The 16,070-nt window shown below is 65.5% G+C and carries 15 protein-coding genes; 12 read left to right on the forward strand and 3 right to left on the reverse strand.

Annotated features, from left to right (window positions below):
• The first annotated feature begins 15 nt into the window (after nt 1–15).
• Both QZY48_RS04495 and QZY48_RS04500 read left to right on the forward strand, forming a co-directional pair.
• Nucleotides 16–1,494, forward strand: a complete 1,479-nt coding sequence (locus tag QZY48_RS04495; RefSeq protein WP_295428277.1) for a serine hydrolase — start codon at nt 16–18, stop codon at nt 1,492–1,494.
• A 270-nt stretch (nt 1,495–1,764) separates the two neighbouring features.
• Nucleotides 1,765–2,382 (forward strand): hemolysin III family protein, encoded by a 618-nt coding sequence (locus tag QZY48_RS04500; protein ID WP_295428280.1) that lies wholly within the window; start codon nt 1,765–1,767, stop codon nt 2,380–2,382.
• 192 nt (nt 2,383–2,574) lie between these two features.
• Here QZY48_RS04500 and QZY48_RS04505 read toward each other — a convergent pair whose 3' ends face one another.
• The gene (locus tag QZY48_RS04505; protein WP_295428283.1) at nt 2,575–5,430 is read right to left on the reverse strand and encodes an SUMF1/EgtB/PvdO family nonheme iron enzyme; all 2,856 of its coding nucleotides are present in this window, start codon (nt 5,428–5,430) and stop codon (nt 2,575–2,577) included.
• A gap of 287 nt (nt 5,431–5,717) precedes the next feature.
• On the opposite strand from QZY48_RS04505, the gene QZY48_RS04510 reads away from it, so the two are divergent.
• From QZY48_RS04510 to QZY48_RS04530, 5 genes are all read left to right on the forward strand, one after another.
• Nucleotides 5,718–7,208 carry a deoxyribodipyrimidine photo-lyase gene (locus QZY48_RS04510; RefSeq protein ID WP_295428286.1) on the forward strand — a complete coding sequence of 497 codons (1,491 nt, stop codon included), beginning with the start codon at nt 5,718–5,720 and terminating at the stop codon, nt 7,206–7,208.
• A gap of 174 nt (nt 7,209–7,382) precedes the next feature.
• Nucleotides 7,383–8,000, forward strand: coding sequence for a LysE family transporter (locus QZY48_RS04515; protein WP_295428289.1), 618 nt, complete (start codon nt 7,383–7,385; stop codon nt 7,998–8,000).
• A gap of 521 nt (nt 8,001–8,521) precedes the next feature.
• Nucleotides 8,522–9,496 (forward strand): hypothetical protein, encoded by a 975-nt coding sequence (locus tag QZY48_RS04520; protein WP_295428291.1) that lies wholly within the window; start codon nt 8,522–8,524, stop codon nt 9,494–9,496.
• A 133-nt stretch (nt 9,497–9,629) separates the two neighbouring features.
• Complete coding sequence (locus QZY48_RS04525; RefSeq protein ID WP_295428294.1) at nt 9,630–9,887, forward strand: hypothetical protein; 258 nt, start codon at nt 9,630–9,632, stop codon at nt 9,885–9,887.
• A gap of 233 nt (nt 9,888–10,120) precedes the next feature.
• Complete coding sequence (locus QZY48_RS04530; RefSeq protein WP_295428296.1) at nt 10,121–10,705, forward strand: Uma2 family endonuclease; 585 nt, start codon at nt 10,121–10,123, stop codon at nt 10,703–10,705.
• Nucleotides 10,706–11,038: 333 nt separating this feature from the next.
• Here the strand turns inward: QZY48_RS04530 and QZY48_RS04535 are convergent, their stop codons facing one another.
• Nucleotides 11,039–11,293 carry a hypothetical protein gene (locus tag QZY48_RS04535; RefSeq protein ID WP_295428297.1) on the reverse strand — a complete coding sequence of 85 codons (255 nt, stop codon included), beginning with the start codon at nt 11,291–11,293 and terminating at the stop codon, nt 11,039–11,041.
• A gap of 255 nt (nt 11,294–11,548) precedes the next feature.
• Here QZY48_RS04535 and QZY48_RS04540 point away from each other — a divergent pair, with 255 nt between their 5' ends.
• From QZY48_RS04540 to QZY48_RS04560, 5 genes are all read left to right on the forward strand, one after another.
• Complete coding sequence (locus tag QZY48_RS04540) at nt 11,549–13,090, forward strand: class I SAM-dependent DNA methyltransferase (protein WP_295428314.1); 1,542 nt, start codon at nt 11,549–11,551, stop codon at nt 13,088–13,090.
• A 58-nt stretch (nt 13,091–13,148) separates the two neighbouring features.
• Nucleotides 13,149–13,412 (forward strand): UPF0175 family protein, encoded by a 264-nt coding sequence (locus tag QZY48_RS04545; protein WP_295428317.1) that lies wholly within the window; start codon nt 13,149–13,151, stop codon nt 13,410–13,412.
• 172 nt (nt 13,413–13,584) lie between these two features.
• A complete protein-coding gene (locus QZY48_RS04550) occupies nt 13,585–13,722 on the forward strand; it encodes a hypothetical protein (protein WP_295428320.1) in 138 nt (45 codons plus the stop codon).
• A complete protein-coding gene (locus QZY48_RS04555) occupies nt 13,719–14,840 on the forward strand; it encodes a restriction endonuclease subunit S (RefSeq protein ID WP_295428323.1) in 1,122 nt (373 codons plus the stop codon). Before QZY48_RS04550 ends, QZY48_RS04555 begins: the two co-directional genes overlap by 4 nt.
• 671 nt (nt 14,841–15,511) lie before the next feature.
• A complete protein-coding gene (locus tag QZY48_RS04560) occupies nt 15,512–15,820 on the forward strand; it encodes a hypothetical protein (protein WP_295428325.1) in 309 nt (102 codons plus the stop codon).
• Between the two features lie 110 nt (nt 15,821–15,930).
• Here QZY48_RS04560 and QZY48_RS34590 read toward each other — a convergent pair.
• The coding region (locus QZY48_RS34590) for a helix-turn-helix domain-containing protein (protein ID WP_366929636.1) at nt 15,931–16,070 on the reverse strand (140 nt) is incomplete at its 5' end.

The raw sequence follows: 16,070 nt of genomic DNA on the forward strand, positions 1-16,070 counted from the left end.
TCGGTTTCATGCTTGGTGGACGAGCACGGCCACGGCCGTCTGTTGCTGACCTTCAGCGCCGCCGCGCTCGCTGCACAGACCACCATGGCGCGGATCGCGGCGGCCCCGCCGACGGTGGTGGAGCGCCTGGAGCGGCAGCAGGCTGCCACCTTCCTTGCGCAGGAGGAGGGCGAGGCCGTACTCGACGCGGCGGCCTGGTGCCTCGCCTGCGTGCCCCTGCTGCCCTTTCCGACCCGCCCGGACCGCTACTATGCCCTGCTCGAGGCCCCGCCCCCTTCGATGTGTCGCCGAATACCGTGCTGGGACTGCGCGCCTATCTGCAAGGACGTGCCTGAGGTCGGCCCCGTGACCCCAAAAAAGAGTATTTTGGCGCAAATTCACCGCTTAACCCGCGGCGCAACCCGGGATACCATAGCAGCCGTCCGCGGCACCGCCCGTCACCGCTCACCCGCCCGGGTGTGCCCACCCGGTTCGCCGCACCACCCGCGCCCTCTGTTCTGCCAGGATATCCCAGTGAGATCGAAACCCCGCACCCCTTGGTCCCTCCTGGCGCTGGCCCTGGTGCTGCCGCTGGCCCTGGCCCTGGTGCCGCCGCGCCCGGCCCAGGTCGCCGCGCAGTCCGCTGGGGACACCCCCACGCCCGCACCCGCGCCGCCGGTCTCCGCCATGGTCCAGCCGCCGGCCCCGCAACGGCCGCTCCGCCCCCCCATCGCCGAGCTGGTCCCACCGGGCCTGGGCCTCGCCTCGGCCTCGGCCCTGGTGGTGGACGAGGCGGGCCGCGCCCTCTATGCCAAGGGGACCCGCGACCAGCGGCCCATCGCCTCCATCACCAAGCTCATGACGGCCATGGTGGTGTTGGATTCCGCGGTGCCTCTGGACGAACCCCTGACGATCCTGGAGGAGGACCGGGACCAACTGCGCCACAGCCATTCGCGCCTGCGCATCGACCGGGCGGCTACCCTGCAACGGCGCGAGGTACTGGCCGTCGCCCTGATGTCCTCCGACAACCGCGCCGCCGCGGCCCTGGGGCGGACCACCTTTCCCGGCGGCAAACCGACCTTCGTGGCGGCCATGAACCGCAAGGCCGAGGCGCTGGGGATGCTCGACTCCCGGTTCGCGGACCCCACGGGCCTGGACGGCAACAACACCTCCACCGCGGAGGACCTCGTGATGATGGCGCGGGCGGCCGCGCCCTATCCCCTGATCCGCGAGATCACCACCAGCGCGTCCATGGAGGTCCACCCCTACGGCGACGCGGGCACCTTGCAGTACCGCAACACCAATCCGCTGGTAAGAAGCCCGGACTGGCACCTGGAACTGAGCAAGACCGGCTTCGTGAACGAGGCCGGGCACTGTCTGGTCATGCGCGCCGTCATCGGCGGGCGGCTGCTCTCGATCGTACTCCTGGATTCGCCCGGCAAGCGCAGCCCCGTGGGTGACTCCAACCGCCTGCGCAAATGGTTGGAGACGCACCCGCACGGCCTGTCGGGCTGAACCGGCGGCGCCCGCCGGTGCCGGCCCAACGACACCTTATGTAACGAATCGGGAACAAGTTAAACGCAATCGTTGTCGTTGTCGTTGTCGTTGTCGTTGTCGTAATCGGAGAAGCGATGCATTTTGAGGTGCGAGAGAATCCGGGACGTTACGATAAGCTCGATTACGACAACGACAACGAAAATAGCGCGAAAAGCACTCCCTAATGGACTTGTCTAACCTATTACTGAACCGTTCCTTAATCCCGATCGTCACCGAGTCATAACCAGCATGTACGAAGGCGAGCGTTTCAACAGTATCACCCACCTGGTCGGGGCCGTGCTGGCCCTGATCGGGGTGACGGTGCTGGTGACCCTGGCCGGGGTCGAGGGCGGGGCCACGCGGATCATCAGCTTCACCGTCTATGGGGTGACGCTGTTCCTGCTGTACCTGTCATCGACCCTCTACCACAGCCTGCGGGGGCGCGCGAAGGAGGTCTTCCAGGTCCTCGACCACCACGCGATTTATCTGCTGATCGCGGGCACCTACACCCCCTTCACCCTGGTCGCACTGCGCGGCAGCAAGACCGGCTGGTGGCTGTTCGGCGCCGTCTGGGGGCTGGCCCTGATCGGCATGATCACCGACACCCTGCGTGGTGAGGGCGGACGCCTGCTGTCGGTCTGCATCTATCTGCTCATGGGCTGGCTGATCGTCTTCGCCTTGGGCGACATCATCGCCGCCCTGCCCACGGCCGGTTTCGCCTGGCTGGTGGCGGGTGGGCTCTTCTACACCGTGGGGGTGGCCTTCTACGCCCTCGACAGCCGCTGGCCCTGGTGCCACGGCATCTGGCACCTGTTCGTGCTGGCGGGGAGCGTCAGCCACTACTTTGCGATCTTGCTGTATCTGTGAGGATAAGTAACGAGTCAAAGACAAGTTAAACAGAAACCCAATCGTTGTCGTTGTCGTTGTCGTAATCGGATAAGCGATGCACTTTGAGGTGCGAGAGAATCCGGGACACTACGATTAACCTCGATTACGACAACGACAACGACAACGGCGCTAAGAGCAGTGTTCCTCAGGACCGCGTTCGCCCGTACGGCCTCACACCCCCGCATCCGCCAGCGACAGTACCAGGCGACAGCCGATATCCCGGGCCGCCTCGCCCAGCGGCGCCCGCGCCCTCGCCGCGGTCCGGGCCCGCAGCGGCCCCGCGTCGCAGGAGCCCCCGCGCAGGACCCGCGCCCCGTCCCTCTGCGGGTCGTTGCGACCGTCGGCGGGGTCATAGGGATAGGGCAGGTAGCGGCTCAGGGTCCATTCCCAGACATTGCCGGCCAGGTCCAAGACCCCTTCGGGGGTGGCGCCCAGGGGAAAGATTCCCACCGCGGAGGGCTCGCCGACACTGCCCATGCAATTAGCCTGGCCCGCGCTGAAACCCCCTCCCCAGGGATAGACCCGCCCCTGGCTGCCGCGCGCTGCCAGTGCCCACTCCGCCTCGGTCGGCAGGCGCAGCCCATAGCCATGCGGCAGTTCGGTGCGACGCTTGCGTAACTGAGCATCGAGCCAGGCAGCATAGGCGAGCGCCTCGAACCAGGTGATGCCCACCACCGGCCGATTACTCTGGCGGCGTTGGTGCGCCCACCGCTCGGGCGCGCGTCGCTGCTGCCCCCGGCACCAGGCCCACCCCAGATCAGGCCACCAGTCGCGCCGCTCATAGCCGTCGGCCGCGACGAAGGCCTGGAATTGCGCCACGGTCACCGGATAGCGGCCGATCCAGAAGGCATAGTCCAATTCCAGGCGCCCCTCGCCGCCGACTTCGTTGGAGAGGGCACCCTCCAGGTCCGCGGGACCGCCCAGCGCGAGGCTGCCGTACCTGACCCTCACCAGGCCCAGGGCGGGTTCGCGTTCGCCCCGATAGCGCACCGGCAGATGCAGCCCCCGGGGATGGAAACGCGGGTCACCGAGCCGCCCCAGGACCGCGGCCGCCGCCACCCGCTCGCCCACCTGGAGCCGCCCGGCCTCCACCAGGGCGACCAGCCGATGACGGACGCGCTCCAGCGTGTGGGCGCCGGCCGGCGACTCGGCGGCGCGGGTGACGCCGAGCTCGAGCGCCACCTCGCCCGCCAACCAGACCCGCCGCCAGGCCGCGTCGTCCGCCGGGGCCGCCGCGGGGCACAGGTGCTCGATCAGCGCGAGCGGACGCGCGCACTCGCGTTGGCCTTGGACCAGAAAGCCGACCGCGTGCCGGATAGTCTCCTGCCAATCGGTGCGATCGACGGCCAGGGCGGCGACCTGCGCAGCAAAATCCGGGTCATGGGCCAGATGGCAACCGGCCAGATACTCCCGCAAGGCGCGGTGCGGAAAGTCGAAGTCCCCCGGACGCTCCTCGCGCAGCAGGCCGGCGCGCTGTTTGATCAGGTCCACCAGCGACTGCGCCCACTCCAGGTCCCGACGCGCGTGCAGCGCCTGCAATGACTCGAGTAACTCGGCCTCACCGACCCCGGCGACCCCCACCTGTCCGGGGGCGCCCGGCTCCAGGCCGCGCTCGCTGTTGGATTGCACCCGCATAGCCAGGCGCTCGCACCAGCGGATCAGGTCACAGCGGTCCCGATGGACCTCGCGCAGCAGGTCGCGCAGGCGCGGACCCTCCGCGGCGCGGGGCCCATCCAGGCGTGCCAACAGGATACCGGTGGCGGCCTCGAAGACCTGGGCGCGCGCCGCCGGCAGGTCCCGGCGGTGGGTGAAGATCAGCGCCAGGAGGGTAAGCAGCAGCGGATTGGCCGCCAGGTGGGTGAGGTGCCCCTCGCCGAGCCCCTGCTGGAAGAGCAGGGCCAGGCGCTCCGCCTCCGCACAGGGCAGGTCGCCGCAGGCGCCCAATTCCTGGAACCAATCGGTAACGAAACGACCGATCTGGTCGCGATCGAAGGGGAGCAACGAGACCACCGGAAAATCCGGCTCGGGCAAGCGCCGCTCCGGCCGGCAATAGGACAACAACCGGCTGGTGAGGACATAGCGACAACCCGGGGCCCGCTCACGGAAGGCCAGCAGGCTCTCGCGCACCGTCGCCAGGGCCCCCGGCGGCACCTCGTCCAGGCCGTCCCACAACAACACCGCGCGTCCGCCGCGCACCGCCGACTCGAGCGCCCCCAGACAGAACGTCAGGTTGCGCTCGGCCAGTTCATGGCGGACGAAACCCCACACCAGCGCGTCGCTCGCCGCCGCCCCGGCGTCGGCCAGGTCCCCGGACTCGGCCAACCAGGCCGCAAAATCGCGCAGCCGCATCAATAGCGGGAGACAGGACCACTCCGGCTGCGGCCAGCCCGGCAGGGCCGCGCGGTCGCCGGTCGCCAGGGCGTGGGCCAGGAAGGCCAGGAGCGTGGTCTTGCCCGCACCGGGCTCTCCCAGGATCACCAGGGAGCGCCGCAGGATGCTCGCCTCACACGCACTCAGGTGACGCGCCCGGGCCTGATCGGGGATGCGCTCCGCGCCCGGGTCTGCTGCCGGGAAGGGGGGCGCGGCCCCGCCCGCGGCCGCCGCCAGGACCTGCGCGGCCAGGTCCTCCGGGAGGGTCAGATCGGTCGCCAATGGGACATAGAGACGGCCGATCCCGGGGCCGGCTTGTACATCATGGATCCCGCGCAGCGGCAGGCAGTAGGTGTGCAACGCCGCCAGGTCGCGCAGGATATGCAGTTGCCGTTCCGGGGCCTCGGAGCGCTCACCGACAAAGATGCCGTTGATGAAGCTGGGGGCGGCCCCGGCCGCACCGCCGCCCTCCCCGACCGCCCAGCGACTGCGCAACTGCGCCCGCAGGCGGTCGTCCAGGGCCTGAGCCCGCTCCTGCAGGGCCCCCAGTTGGGCGCGTATCCGCAAGGCCTCCGCCTCGGCGTCCGCCGTCACGGACGCCGCCGCGACCGGCCCCACCGGGTTCTCTTGTTCGCCCTCCGCCGCCGCTTCCCACACGCGTCTGCCCTCTCTTTATGGTTCGGCAGAGCGCCGTATGCGTTTAATCTATAGCCTTCGCACCTGACATCCGGACCGACCCTGGCGTAGGGGCGGGGTTGAAACCCGCCCCTACGTCCGGCTATCCCGCCCGAGGGCTATCATCAGCCTGGCGCCGCCACCGGCACGCACGCGGCGACGGACGGCACCCTGAGCGCGCACGCGGTCATTATGCCATTGCATTCATCGCACCTGGGCGCGTTGCATTGCGCCCGATCCGCCGCCGTTACCGACCACTGAGCCACATCATGCCCGACACCGCGATCCTCTGGTTCAGGCGCGACCTGCGCCTCGACGACAACCCGGCCCTGAACCGGGCCATGGCGGAATGTGAACGGGTCCTGCCGCTCTACATCCACGCGCCCGCCGAGGAGTTACCCTGGGCCCCCGGTGCCGCCGCCAGGTGGTGGCTCCACGGCAGCCTGCGCGCACTGGACCAAAACCTGCGCGAACGGGGCAGCCGCCTCCTGATCGCGGCGGGCGAGAGCCTCGCGGTCCTCGCCCGGATCAGCGACCAGACCGGTGCCACCCGTGTCTACTGGAACCGGCTCTACGACCCCGCCACCCGCGCGCGCGACGCCCACATCAAGCTGGCCCTGCGCGCCCAGGGCCGGCGCTGCGAGAGTCATAATGCCGCACTGCTGCGCGAACCCTGGGAAGTGCTCACCGGAACCGGCGGGCCCTATAAAGTGTACAGCGCTTTTTGGCGCAAGTCGTCGTCAGGCTTGAGCGGCTTGGCCGCCGATGCACCGCTGCCGGCCCCCGCCGGACTCAAACGACCACCCGCCGTGGAAAAGTTGGAACCGATGCAGGTCGAGCTCGACGCCCTGGGCCTCCTGCCGCGGATCCCCTGGGACCAGGGACTCGCCGCGCGCTGGCAACCGGGGGAGTCCGCCGCCCTGGCGCGCGCCCGGTGTTTCATCGGCGGCGAGCCGGACGCCCCGCCCCCTGGCGCCGCCGCGCTTGACGGCTACGCGCAGGGCCGCGACCTGCCGGGCCAACCCGGCACCTCCAGTCTATCGCCCCACCTGCATTTCGGCGAGATCGGCCCCCGACGCCTGCTCGCACTCATCGCGCAACGGTACGGGTCGATCGCGGCCCTGGCCGCGGAGGCCTACGTGCGCGAGCTCGGCTGGCGTGAATTCGCCCACCACCTGCTCTATCATTTCCCGCACACCACGACCACGCCCTTGGACCCGCGTTTCGCCCGCTTCCCCTGGCGCACCGCCGACGCCGCGGCCTTGCTCGCCGCCTGGCAGCGCGGTCGCACCGGCGTCCCCCTGGTGGACGCCGGGATGCGCGAACTCTGGCACACCGGCTGGATGCACAACCGGGTGCGGATGGTGGTCGCCTCCTACCTCACCAAGAACCTGCGCCTGCCCTGGCAGGCCGGCGCCGACTGGTTTTGGGACACCCTGGTCGATGCCGATCTCGCCGCCAACACCCTGGGTTGGCAATGGACCGCCGGCTGCGGGGCCGACGCCGCCCCCTACTTTCGCGTCTTCAACCCGGTCCGCCAAGGCGAGCGCTTCGACCCCCGGGGGGACTATGTGCGGCGCTGGTGCCCGGAACTCGCCCGGCTACCGGACAAGTTCATCCACCAGCCCTGGGCCGCCCCCGCCGCCATCCTGGACAGCGCCGGGGTGGTCCTGGGCCGCGACTATCCGCACCCCTTGGTCGACCTCGCCCGCTCCCGGCTGGAGGCACTGGCGGCCTTCGAGAGCATCAAGTCCGCGTGATCTCAGAAAAAGCAGTTTAGCCGCAAATGAACGCAAATGAACGCTAATAATCAGAGACTTGGGATTTGTTACACGTTTACTGTCCGGGTGACGCCCGGGACGATGCTAACCAGCAGATTTATTTGCGCTTATTTGCGTTCATTTGCGGCCAAATACTCCTTTTAGGATGATCCGATGACGGCCTTCCTGACCACCGGTTTCCTGTTGGGTCTAGCCGCCGGTTTCGCGCCCGGCCCGGTCCTGGCGCTCGTGATCTCCGAAACCCTGGCCCATGGGCTGAGATCCGGTATCAAGGTGGCCCTGGCCCCGCTGATTACCGACCTACCGGTGATCATCGCCACCGTCTTCATCCTGGCACGGCTCACGCACTTCAATCATATCCTGGGGATCATTTCACTCACCGGCGGTTGCTTCGTCGGCTATCTCGGCTACACGAGCATCCGCTCCCAGGGACTCAGGCTCGCTGGTGAACGGCAAGCACCCAGGTCGCTGACCAAGGGCGTGCTGACCAATCTTCTCAGCCCCTATCCCTACCTGTTCTGGTTCAGCGTCGGCGCCCCGACCATGGTCAAGGCACTGCACCTCGACCCTTCTTACGCGCTGGCATTCATTGGCGCCTTCTATTGCGCGCTGGTCGGCGCGAAAATCGCCCTCGCGCTGGCGGTCGAGACCTCGCGGTCGTTCCTGACCGGTAGGATGTATATCTACAGTTCCCGACTGATTGGGGTCGTGTTGTGTATCCTGGCCCTGGGCCTTTTGCGTGACGGCCTCAGGTTACTGGGATTTGCGTAGGGTCAGCATCGTCGCGGACGTCACCCGGACGGTGAACAGGCAGTAAAGGCAAAGCCTCGGATTATTTACGTTAATTTGCGGCTAAACTGCTTTTTCCGGCGCTTCGCACAGGAACTCAAACGATGTCACTTCAACCCAAACCGCAACTCCAGTTCGCCGACTGGCTGGCCGCCGAACGCGCGTCGGATCGGGGCCGCACCGAATTCCTGGACGGCGAGGCGGGACGCCACGGTTGCTGTCGCGGCCTGATTCCATCAACGCAGGATCCCCAGCCGTCAGCGCGCCGCCCGTGCGGCCCGCACCGCCCCTGAAGTTGGCCCCCGCGCAACGCACGCACCCTGGGCCCCCTGCATCTGCAACGCTTCAAACTCGCCAACATGCTCGGGGTGCGGCGCGAGGGCGTGACCGACGCCGCCGGGAAACCTGCTTGTTTGGTCTTGGCTCTACGTGGGCCACCGTACAGATTCCCGGCGACGGTCGGCACAGTATGGATAGTTACCCCCACTAACCGACTAAGCAACATGCTCACTGCCCAAGCTGTACCTATCAACCCCTTCGGTAACGAAACGCTGATCGTCGACCGCACTCAGAACCAATATCAGAGCGGCCACAGCGCGTTAAGCTGGGGCGCGATCGTCGGCGGCGCCGCCGCTGCCGCTTCATTGTGGATGGTGCTGATGATACTGGGAGCCGGTCTTGGGCTCGCCTCGGTGTCGCCATTCGTGAACCAAGGCCTCAGCGCGACCACCTTTGGTATCGCCACTATCGGGTGGTTGGTGTTCAGCCAGATTGCCGCGTCTGCGATGGGCGGATATCTCACTGGCCGGGTAAGAACACGCGGATTCGGGACGCCCCCGGACGAGGTCCGCTTCCGGGATACCGTACATGGCTTCCTGGCGTGGGCCTTGGCCGCGCTGATAACCGCGATACTCTTGACGTCCATCATCGGAGCAATCATCAGTGGCGGCATTCAAGCCAGTGTGACCACACCGGCAACAAACGTCGCCGTCGCGGACGCGTCAATGGCCGCTGCCGACGGCACGCCCGACGGAGTGAACGATGATACGGACTACTTCGTCGACTCATTGTTCCGCACGGGTCCCACGGCAACCAACAGCGACGGACCCAGTGCGGCCGTATCCTTGAAGACGACCCGCATCTTCACCAATGGTCTACGCCTGGGTGCATTACCGGCGGATGATATCCGCTATGCCGGGCAGTTGGTGGTCACCCAGACGGGGCTCAGCCAGTCGGAGGCCCAGACGCGCGTGGCTGATACCTTTGCGCGTTGGCAGGCCGCGCGCAAGGATGCCTCGGTGACCGATCGGGCAGTGGCTGAGAAGGCCCGTACTGCATCCGCGACCGCCGCGATCTGGCTGTTCCTGTCGCTACTGTTTGGGGCTGTGGTCGCGAGTAATGCTGCCATGTTTGGCGGCCGCCGACGCGACGCAAGAAACCCGACGATTAATGTTGATGTGACCCAACACCCAGCCTGAGCGAACTGACTGAACCCGCGCGTTGCGCCTTCGTGAGCGAATCCTCATGCTGTCGCAGCGCCGGGAGAATAGTACAGAATCCGCGCGCCCTTCGCGCGAACGGACGGCTATCGTGGAATCCCAGGAGCATGCAATGAACGCCATGAGCTGGAACGAAGAAAGCGGGTGGACCGCCATGATTGAAGAAGCGCGTGCGCTGCTGTCCATCATCGCCGCAGACCAAGCCGGCGAAGAGATCGCCGAGGATACGGTCTCCCGGACGATGCGATTGACCATGGTGAAGATGGCCGGGCGGTTAGCGGCGGAGATCAGCGCGCAACTGCAACCCGCCACAGCGGAGCCGAAGACAACGAACAAAGCCAAGTGCGTCGGCCGTCTTATTTGGATCTAAATCGTCGTCCGGGCGCATCGCAAATCCTGCATATGAAAGTCGCGCAGCGACGCCGTGGGAGCGGCTTCAGCCGCGACGGGCCGCGCGGGGAACGCGGCATCGGCGTTCGCCGCGGCGCCGCATGGCGGTCGGAGGCCGCTCCCACAAGGGCCTTTCTGTTCCGGACAGACCAGTCGACCACCGGTTTCGGCCCTATAATCATTTCCCTGCCACCCCGACCAGGAACTGAAACGATGTCCCTTCAGCCCAAACCGCAACTCCAGTTCGCCGACTGGCTGGCCGCCGAGCGCGCGTCGGATCAGGGCCGCACCGAATTCCTGGACGGCGAGGTCTTCGCCATGGCGGGCGGCTCCGAGGCCCACAACCTGATCTGCGGGAACGTCCTGCGTGAACTGGGCACCCGCTTCAAGGGCCGCCCCTGCTATGTCTACACGAGCGACATGAAGGTCCGGATCGAGTCCGCCAACCTGGGCACCTACCCGGACGTCATGGCGGTCTGCGGGGAGCGGCGGTTCTGGGACGAACGGCGGGATGTCATCACCAATCCCACGCTCATCGTCGAGGTCCTCTCCGACAGTACCGAGTCCTACGACCGCGGCGACAAGTTCGCCTACTACCGCGGCATCCCGAGCCTGAGCGCCTATCTGCTGCTCTCCCAGCACCGGGTCGGTGCCGAGCTCTTTCTGCGTCAGGGCGGCGGCGACTGGCTGCTGCGTACCTACAGCGACCTGCGCGAGGGCGTGCCGCTGATTGCGCTCGATGCCGTACTGCCGCTCAGTGAGGTCTACGACAAGGTCGAGTTCGGGCCGGAGTCGTAAGCGGCGGCGCGGCTGGGGGCGACGGCGAGGCGGCCCCCCAAAGCCCGGAGTCCAAGGCTGATATGTTTTGACCTGCAACGAGCTGTTTCAAAAGGGACTTCGGAACAGCTCTTGCCAAAACATCAGACATCATGTTTTGACTCAACAAGAGATCAAAAGCAGGTCAAGCCATGTTGTCTTCAGCCTTGGACATGGAACTGCCGATGCACCGGCGTCCTCTGGCAGCGGTCAGGTCTTGCCGTACGTCTGATCGTGGTCGGTATGCAGGGCGATGAAGCGCAGGCAGGTCGTCCTGAAAGGCGGGGAGATTGAAGTCCAGGAGGACCGGGTTGGTCATCCCGTCCCATCCAGCCGTGCCGCCAGCGCCTCGAGATCGGTCTCGCAGGGCGGGGGCTCGGCCATCCAGACATCGGCCTGGGCCAGGCGCTCGCGCAGGTCCGACCCATACAGCCAGGCGTCCGCCCCCGGGATCACGCGCATGGGCCTGAGCAGGATCCCGCCATCCGGCTGGACCTCGACCTCGAAGTAACGCCTGGCGTATTGCTTACCCAGCGAGAGCTGACCACTGGCGCCGACCATCTTGAGCATGGGCGTCCCCAGCCAGCCGTCGCAATCCCCCCTTGCGCGACGCACTGACGGTGGCTACGATCAATGAAATACCAGAATGGTCTTCGCTCGCCGCCGTCTGGATGTTCACCCTGGTGCTGCCGACGGCACCCGCGTGCTGCCCCTGGGTACGAGCCGGCTGCGGCCCACAACCTGGGCAACGTCGCGGCGGGACTGACGGCCTCCGTCGCGCCCCTTGCAACCCATCCCCCGCCAAAACACTGCGAGGTTCGGCCCGTGCTGACAGGTGACATCAGGAATCAGGTCGACCGCATCTGGGACGCCTTCTGGTCCGGCGGGGTCTCGAACCCGCTCTCGGTGATCGAACAGATCACCTTCCTCCTCTTCATCAAGCGTCTGGACGACCTCCACACCCTGGAGGAGAACAAGTCGCGGGCGCTCGCGATCCCCATGGAGCGGCGCATCTTCCCGGCGGGCCAGGACCCCAAGGGCTGCCTTTTTGATGACCTGCGCTGGTCGCGCTTCAAGCACTTCGAGCCGCGCGAGATGATGGCCGTGGTCGACGAGCACGTCTTCCCCTTCCTGCGCGGACTCGGTGTGGAGGGCTCCAGCTACGGCCGCCACATGCGCGACGCCCGGCTCGGCTTCAGCAGTCCCGGCCTGCTCGCCAAGGTGGTGGAGATGCTGGACGCCGTCCCGATGGACGACCGGGACACCAAGGGCGACCTCTACGAGTACATGCTCGGCAAGATCGCCAGTGCCGGCCAGAACGGCCAGTTCCGCACGCCGCGTCATGCCATCGGGCTCATGGTCGAGATGATGGCGCCGCAGCCCCAGGACCGCATCTGCGACCCGGCGGCCGGCACCTGCGGCTTCCTGGTGGCCGCCGGGGAGTATCTGCGCGAGCACCACCCGGCACTGCTGCGCGATCCGAAGCTCCGGCGCCACTTCCACCAGGACCTCTTTCACGGCTACGACTTCGACCCGACCATGCTGCGGATCGGGGCCATGAACATGATCCTGCACGGGGTCGAGGACGCCGATGTCACCTACCGCGACAGCCTGGCCCAGGAGAACATGCAGGACGCCGGGACCTACAGCCTGGTGCTGGCCAATCCGCCCTTCGCCGGCTCCCTGGACTACGAGTCCACCGCCAAGGACCTGCAGAAGATCGTCAAGACCAAGAAGACTGAACTGCTGTTCCTCGCGCTCTTCCTGCGCCTGCTCAAGACCGGCGGCCGGGCCTGCGTCATAGTCCCGGACGGGGTCCTGTTCGGCTCGTCCAAGGCCCACCAGGCACTGCGGCGGATGCTGGTCGAGGACCACAAGCTCGATGCCGTGGTGAAGCTCCCCGCCGGCGTCTTCCGCCCCTATGCCGGCGTCTCCACCGCCATCCTGTGCTTCACCAAGACCGGGGTTGGCGGGACCGATCAGGTCTGGTTCTACGATGTGCAGGCGGACGGCTATTCGCTCGACGACAAGCGCAATCCGCTCCTGCCGCCGGAAAAGCTCGGCCCCACGCCGCGCGAGCCATTGGTCGAGGACGAGCACGCCAGGAACAACCTGCCCGACGTGCTGCGGCGCTGGCGGGAGCGCGACGGGGCCGAGCGCGAGCGTCCGCGCACGGCGCAGAGCTTCTGCGTGCCCATGGCCGAGATTGCCGCCAGCGGGACCTATGACTTGTCGCTCAATCGTTACCGGGAGGTGGAACATGTGCATGTGGAGCACGATGCGCCCGCCGACATCATCGGGGAGCTGCGGCTGATCGAGGCCGAAATTTCGCTGGGGTTGACGCGGCTGGAAGAGATGCTGCGATAATCCCGGCGGCACGGCGCCCGTCAGTATGCATTGACCCGCAACCTTTGGAGGCCCAGCAATGCCCGATCTGCACATCGAACTCGACATGCCCGCCCCGGTCGCCGCCGAACTCGGACTCACCAGCACCAACGCGGCCGGTGAAGTCCGCCGCATGCTTGCCCTGTTCCTCTACGAGCACGGTCGCATCTCGCTGGGCAGGGCGTGCGAGATCGGGGGATTCAGTCATTGGGACTTTGCCGAAATGAATCGCGAGCTGATGATCCCGCTGCATTACGGCGCCCAGGACCTCGCCGACGATCTGGCGCGACTGTGCAATGCCTAGCTGCGTGGTCACCCACTCGTGCTCTTCTCGTTCCCACGCTCCAGCGTGGGAATGCAGTGCGGCCGCTCCAGCGGCCCGTCATTCGCATCCTGCTCCGGCGCTGGCGGATGAGGCGCGACGCTGGAGCGTCGGCACTTGCTCCCACGCTGGAGCGTGGGAGCGAGAGGATGACTTGTCGCTCAATCGCTATCGGGAGGTGGAACATGTGCATCTGGAGCACGATGCGCCGGCCGATATCGTTCGCGGGTTGCGGGAGATCGAGGCGGCGATTTCGGCGGGACTGACGCGGCTAGAGGGGATGCTGGGATGAGCCTCCGAACGCTGGGCGAGATATGTGAGTTTAAGTATGGAAAGAGTCTACCTGAGGGAAAGCGCGCACCCGGCCGTATTGATGTTTATGGGTCCAATGGACCGGTCGGAAGCCACAGCGAGGCAATTACAGATGGGCCGACCATCGTAATTGGACGCAAAGGATCGGTGGGCGAGGTGAACTTTTCGGACACGGGATGCTGGCCAATCGACACGACTTACTACGTCGATAGAGGCTGCACTGCCCAGCATCATAAGTGGCTCTTCTATGCGCTCGGGAAACTCTGTCTTGCACGTTTGAACAAGGCGACAGGAGTCCCCGGCCTTAATCGAAGCGATGCGTACGAGCAGAAGCTCTTCGTACCCCCCATCAACGAGCAAGAACGCATTGCGGGGATCCTCGATCAGGCGGACAGCTTGCGCCGCCTGCGGCAGTGCGCTATCGACCGCCTGAGCCCCCTCCTTCGTTCTACCTTCCTCACCCTTTTCGGCGATCCTGTCACCAATCCGTTCGACTTTCCGATCCAATCCTTGCCAAAGTTCTACATCAGCCCACAAGAAGGAACGAAATGCGGGCCGTTTGGAAGTGCCCTCAAGAAAGACGAGATCGTAGAGTCTGGCATTCCGGTGTGGAATATGGATAACATCGATATATCCGGAAGGATGGTTCCGCCGTTCCGCATGTGGATCACTCAAGAAAAGTTCAAAGAACTTATGGCATACTCTGTTATTGATGGGGATGTCCTGATCTCTCGGGCCGGTACGGTGGGAAAGATGTGCGTAGCTAATTCGGGATGCGCCGCAAGTGTTATAAGCACCAATTTGATCCGCATTCGCTTTGGCCCTGACCTTCTACCGATCTACTTCGTGTCGCTGATGACATACTGCAAAGGCAGTATTGGACGCTTACGGACAGGCCCAGACGGTTCCTTCACACACATGAACACAGGCGTCCTTGATAAACTGAAGTTTCCGTATCCTCCCCTTGATCTCCAACGCCGCTTTGCCGCTGTCGTCGAATCCGTCGAGGAGCAGAGGGCCTACCTGTGTACCCACCTCGCCGAGTTGGATGCCTTGTTTCTTTCGCTGCAACACCGCGCCTTCTGCGGTGACTTGTAGGGAACCACTGCTCTGGCTCCCACGCTCCAGCGTGGGAGCAAGTCGCGACGCTCCAGCGTCGCGTAGTCTTACGCCGGAAGACGGGCCGCTGGAGCGGCCATACATGCACGCTGGCGACCTACTATGCTTAGTTAGAAAGCCAACAGTCAAAATAGTTGCAAAAGATTAATAATTAAATGGTTTTATTGCAATCGACCTGCCCCTACAAATATTTAAATTAAGGTACTTATGTGCCGAAAGGTCTGGTCGAAGCTGAAGAACCACCCCGCCTCGCCGGATGACCTTTGCTCTGGCTCCCACGCTCCAGCGTGGGAGCAAGTCGCGACGCTCCAGCGTCGCGTAGTCTTACGCCGGAAGACAGGCCGCTGGAGCGGCCTGACTGCATTCCCACGCTGGAGCGTGGGAACGAGAATGCCGAGAATGCGAGAATGAGGTACGACCATGGGCCGAGACCGTTACAGGGTCGGCGATCCCGCCGCGCCGTATTTTCTGACCTGTACCGCATTACTGTGGCTGCCGCTGTTCGCACAGCCGGCCAATGCCAGGATTTTGCTCGACTCACTGCAATACCTGCAAACGCAAGGCGGCCTGACCCTTTACGGCTATGTGATCCTGGAGAACCACTGCCACCTGCTCGGCTGCTCGGCTGCTCGCGCAATATCGGCAAGACCATGGCAAGCTTCAAGTCCTACACCGCCGCTCAGATCGTCAAGCGGCTGACCGAGCGCCATTCGCCGGTATTGGAGCTGCTCGCTTTTCACAAGGCCAGGCACAAGACGGATCGGGAGCATCAGGTTTGGCAGGAGGGGGCGCATCCGGAGCAGATCGAAGGAGAGGCGATGATGTTGCAGAAGCTGGATTACATTCACAACAATCCGGTCGCGCGGGGGTATGTGGATGATCCGGTGCATTGGCGGTATTCCAGCGCGCGCAATTATGCGGGGCAGGCGGGGTTGATCGAAGTCGTGACTCAATGGTGAGCCGACGCGACGCTGGAGCGTCGGGACTTGCTCCCACGCTGGAGCGTGGGAGCGAGAAGACTCAATGGTGAGCGGACACGACGCCAGAGCGCGGGGACCAGAAGCCGGAATCAGACCGGTGTCAACGGCTGCGCCACCAGTTTCACCCCCAGCGCGTGACACACCCGGTTGATGGTGTCGAAGCGTGGCTGCGCGTTCTCGCGTAGCGCCCGATAGAGCGCCTCGCGGGTGAGGCCGGACGCCTTGGCGA

The organism is uncultured Thiodictyon sp. (genome assembly GCF_903828115.1).
In the GTDB taxonomy this organism is placed as follows: domain Bacteria; phylum Pseudomonadota; class Gammaproteobacteria; order Chromatiales; family Chromatiaceae; genus Thiodictyon.

Coding starts and splice junctions, on each gene's coding strand:
- QZY48_RS04500 (WP_295428280.1), top strand. CDS start 1,765: ATGTACGAAGGCGAGCGTTTCAACAGTATCACCCACCTGGTCGGGGCC.
- QZY48_RS04510 (WP_295428286.1), top strand. CDS start 5,718: ATGCCCGACACCGCGATCCTCTGGTTCAGGCGCGACCTGCGCCTCGAC.
- QZY48_RS04515 (WP_295428289.1), top strand. CDS start 7,383: ATGACGGCCTTCCTGACCACCGGTTTCCTGTTGGGTCTAGCCGCCGGT.
- QZY48_RS04520 (WP_295428291.1), top strand. CDS start 8,522: ATGCTCACTGCCCAAGCTGTACCTATCAACCCCTTCGGTAACGAAACG.
- QZY48_RS04525 (WP_295428294.1), top strand. CDS start 9,630: ATGAACGCCATGAGCTGGAACGAAGAAAGCGGGTGGACCGCCATGATT.
- QZY48_RS04530 (WP_295428296.1), top strand. CDS start 10,121: ATGTCCCTTCAGCCCAAACCGCAACTCCAGTTCGCCGACTGGCTGGCC.
- QZY48_RS04535 (WP_295428297.1), bottom strand. CDS start 11,293: ATGCTCAAGATGGTCGGCGCCAGTGGTCAGCTCTCGCTGGGTAAGCAA.
- QZY48_RS04545 (WP_295428317.1), top strand. CDS start 13,149: ATGCCCGATCTGCACATCGAACTCGACATGCCCGCCCCGGTCGCCGCC.
- QZY48_RS04555 (WP_295428323.1), top strand. CDS start 13,719: ATGAGCCTCCGAACGCTGGGCGAGATATGTGAGTTTAAGTATGGAAAG.
- QZY48_RS04560 (WP_295428325.1), top strand. CDS start 15,512: ATGGCAAGCTTCAAGTCCTACACCGCCGCTCAGATCGTCAAGCGGCTG.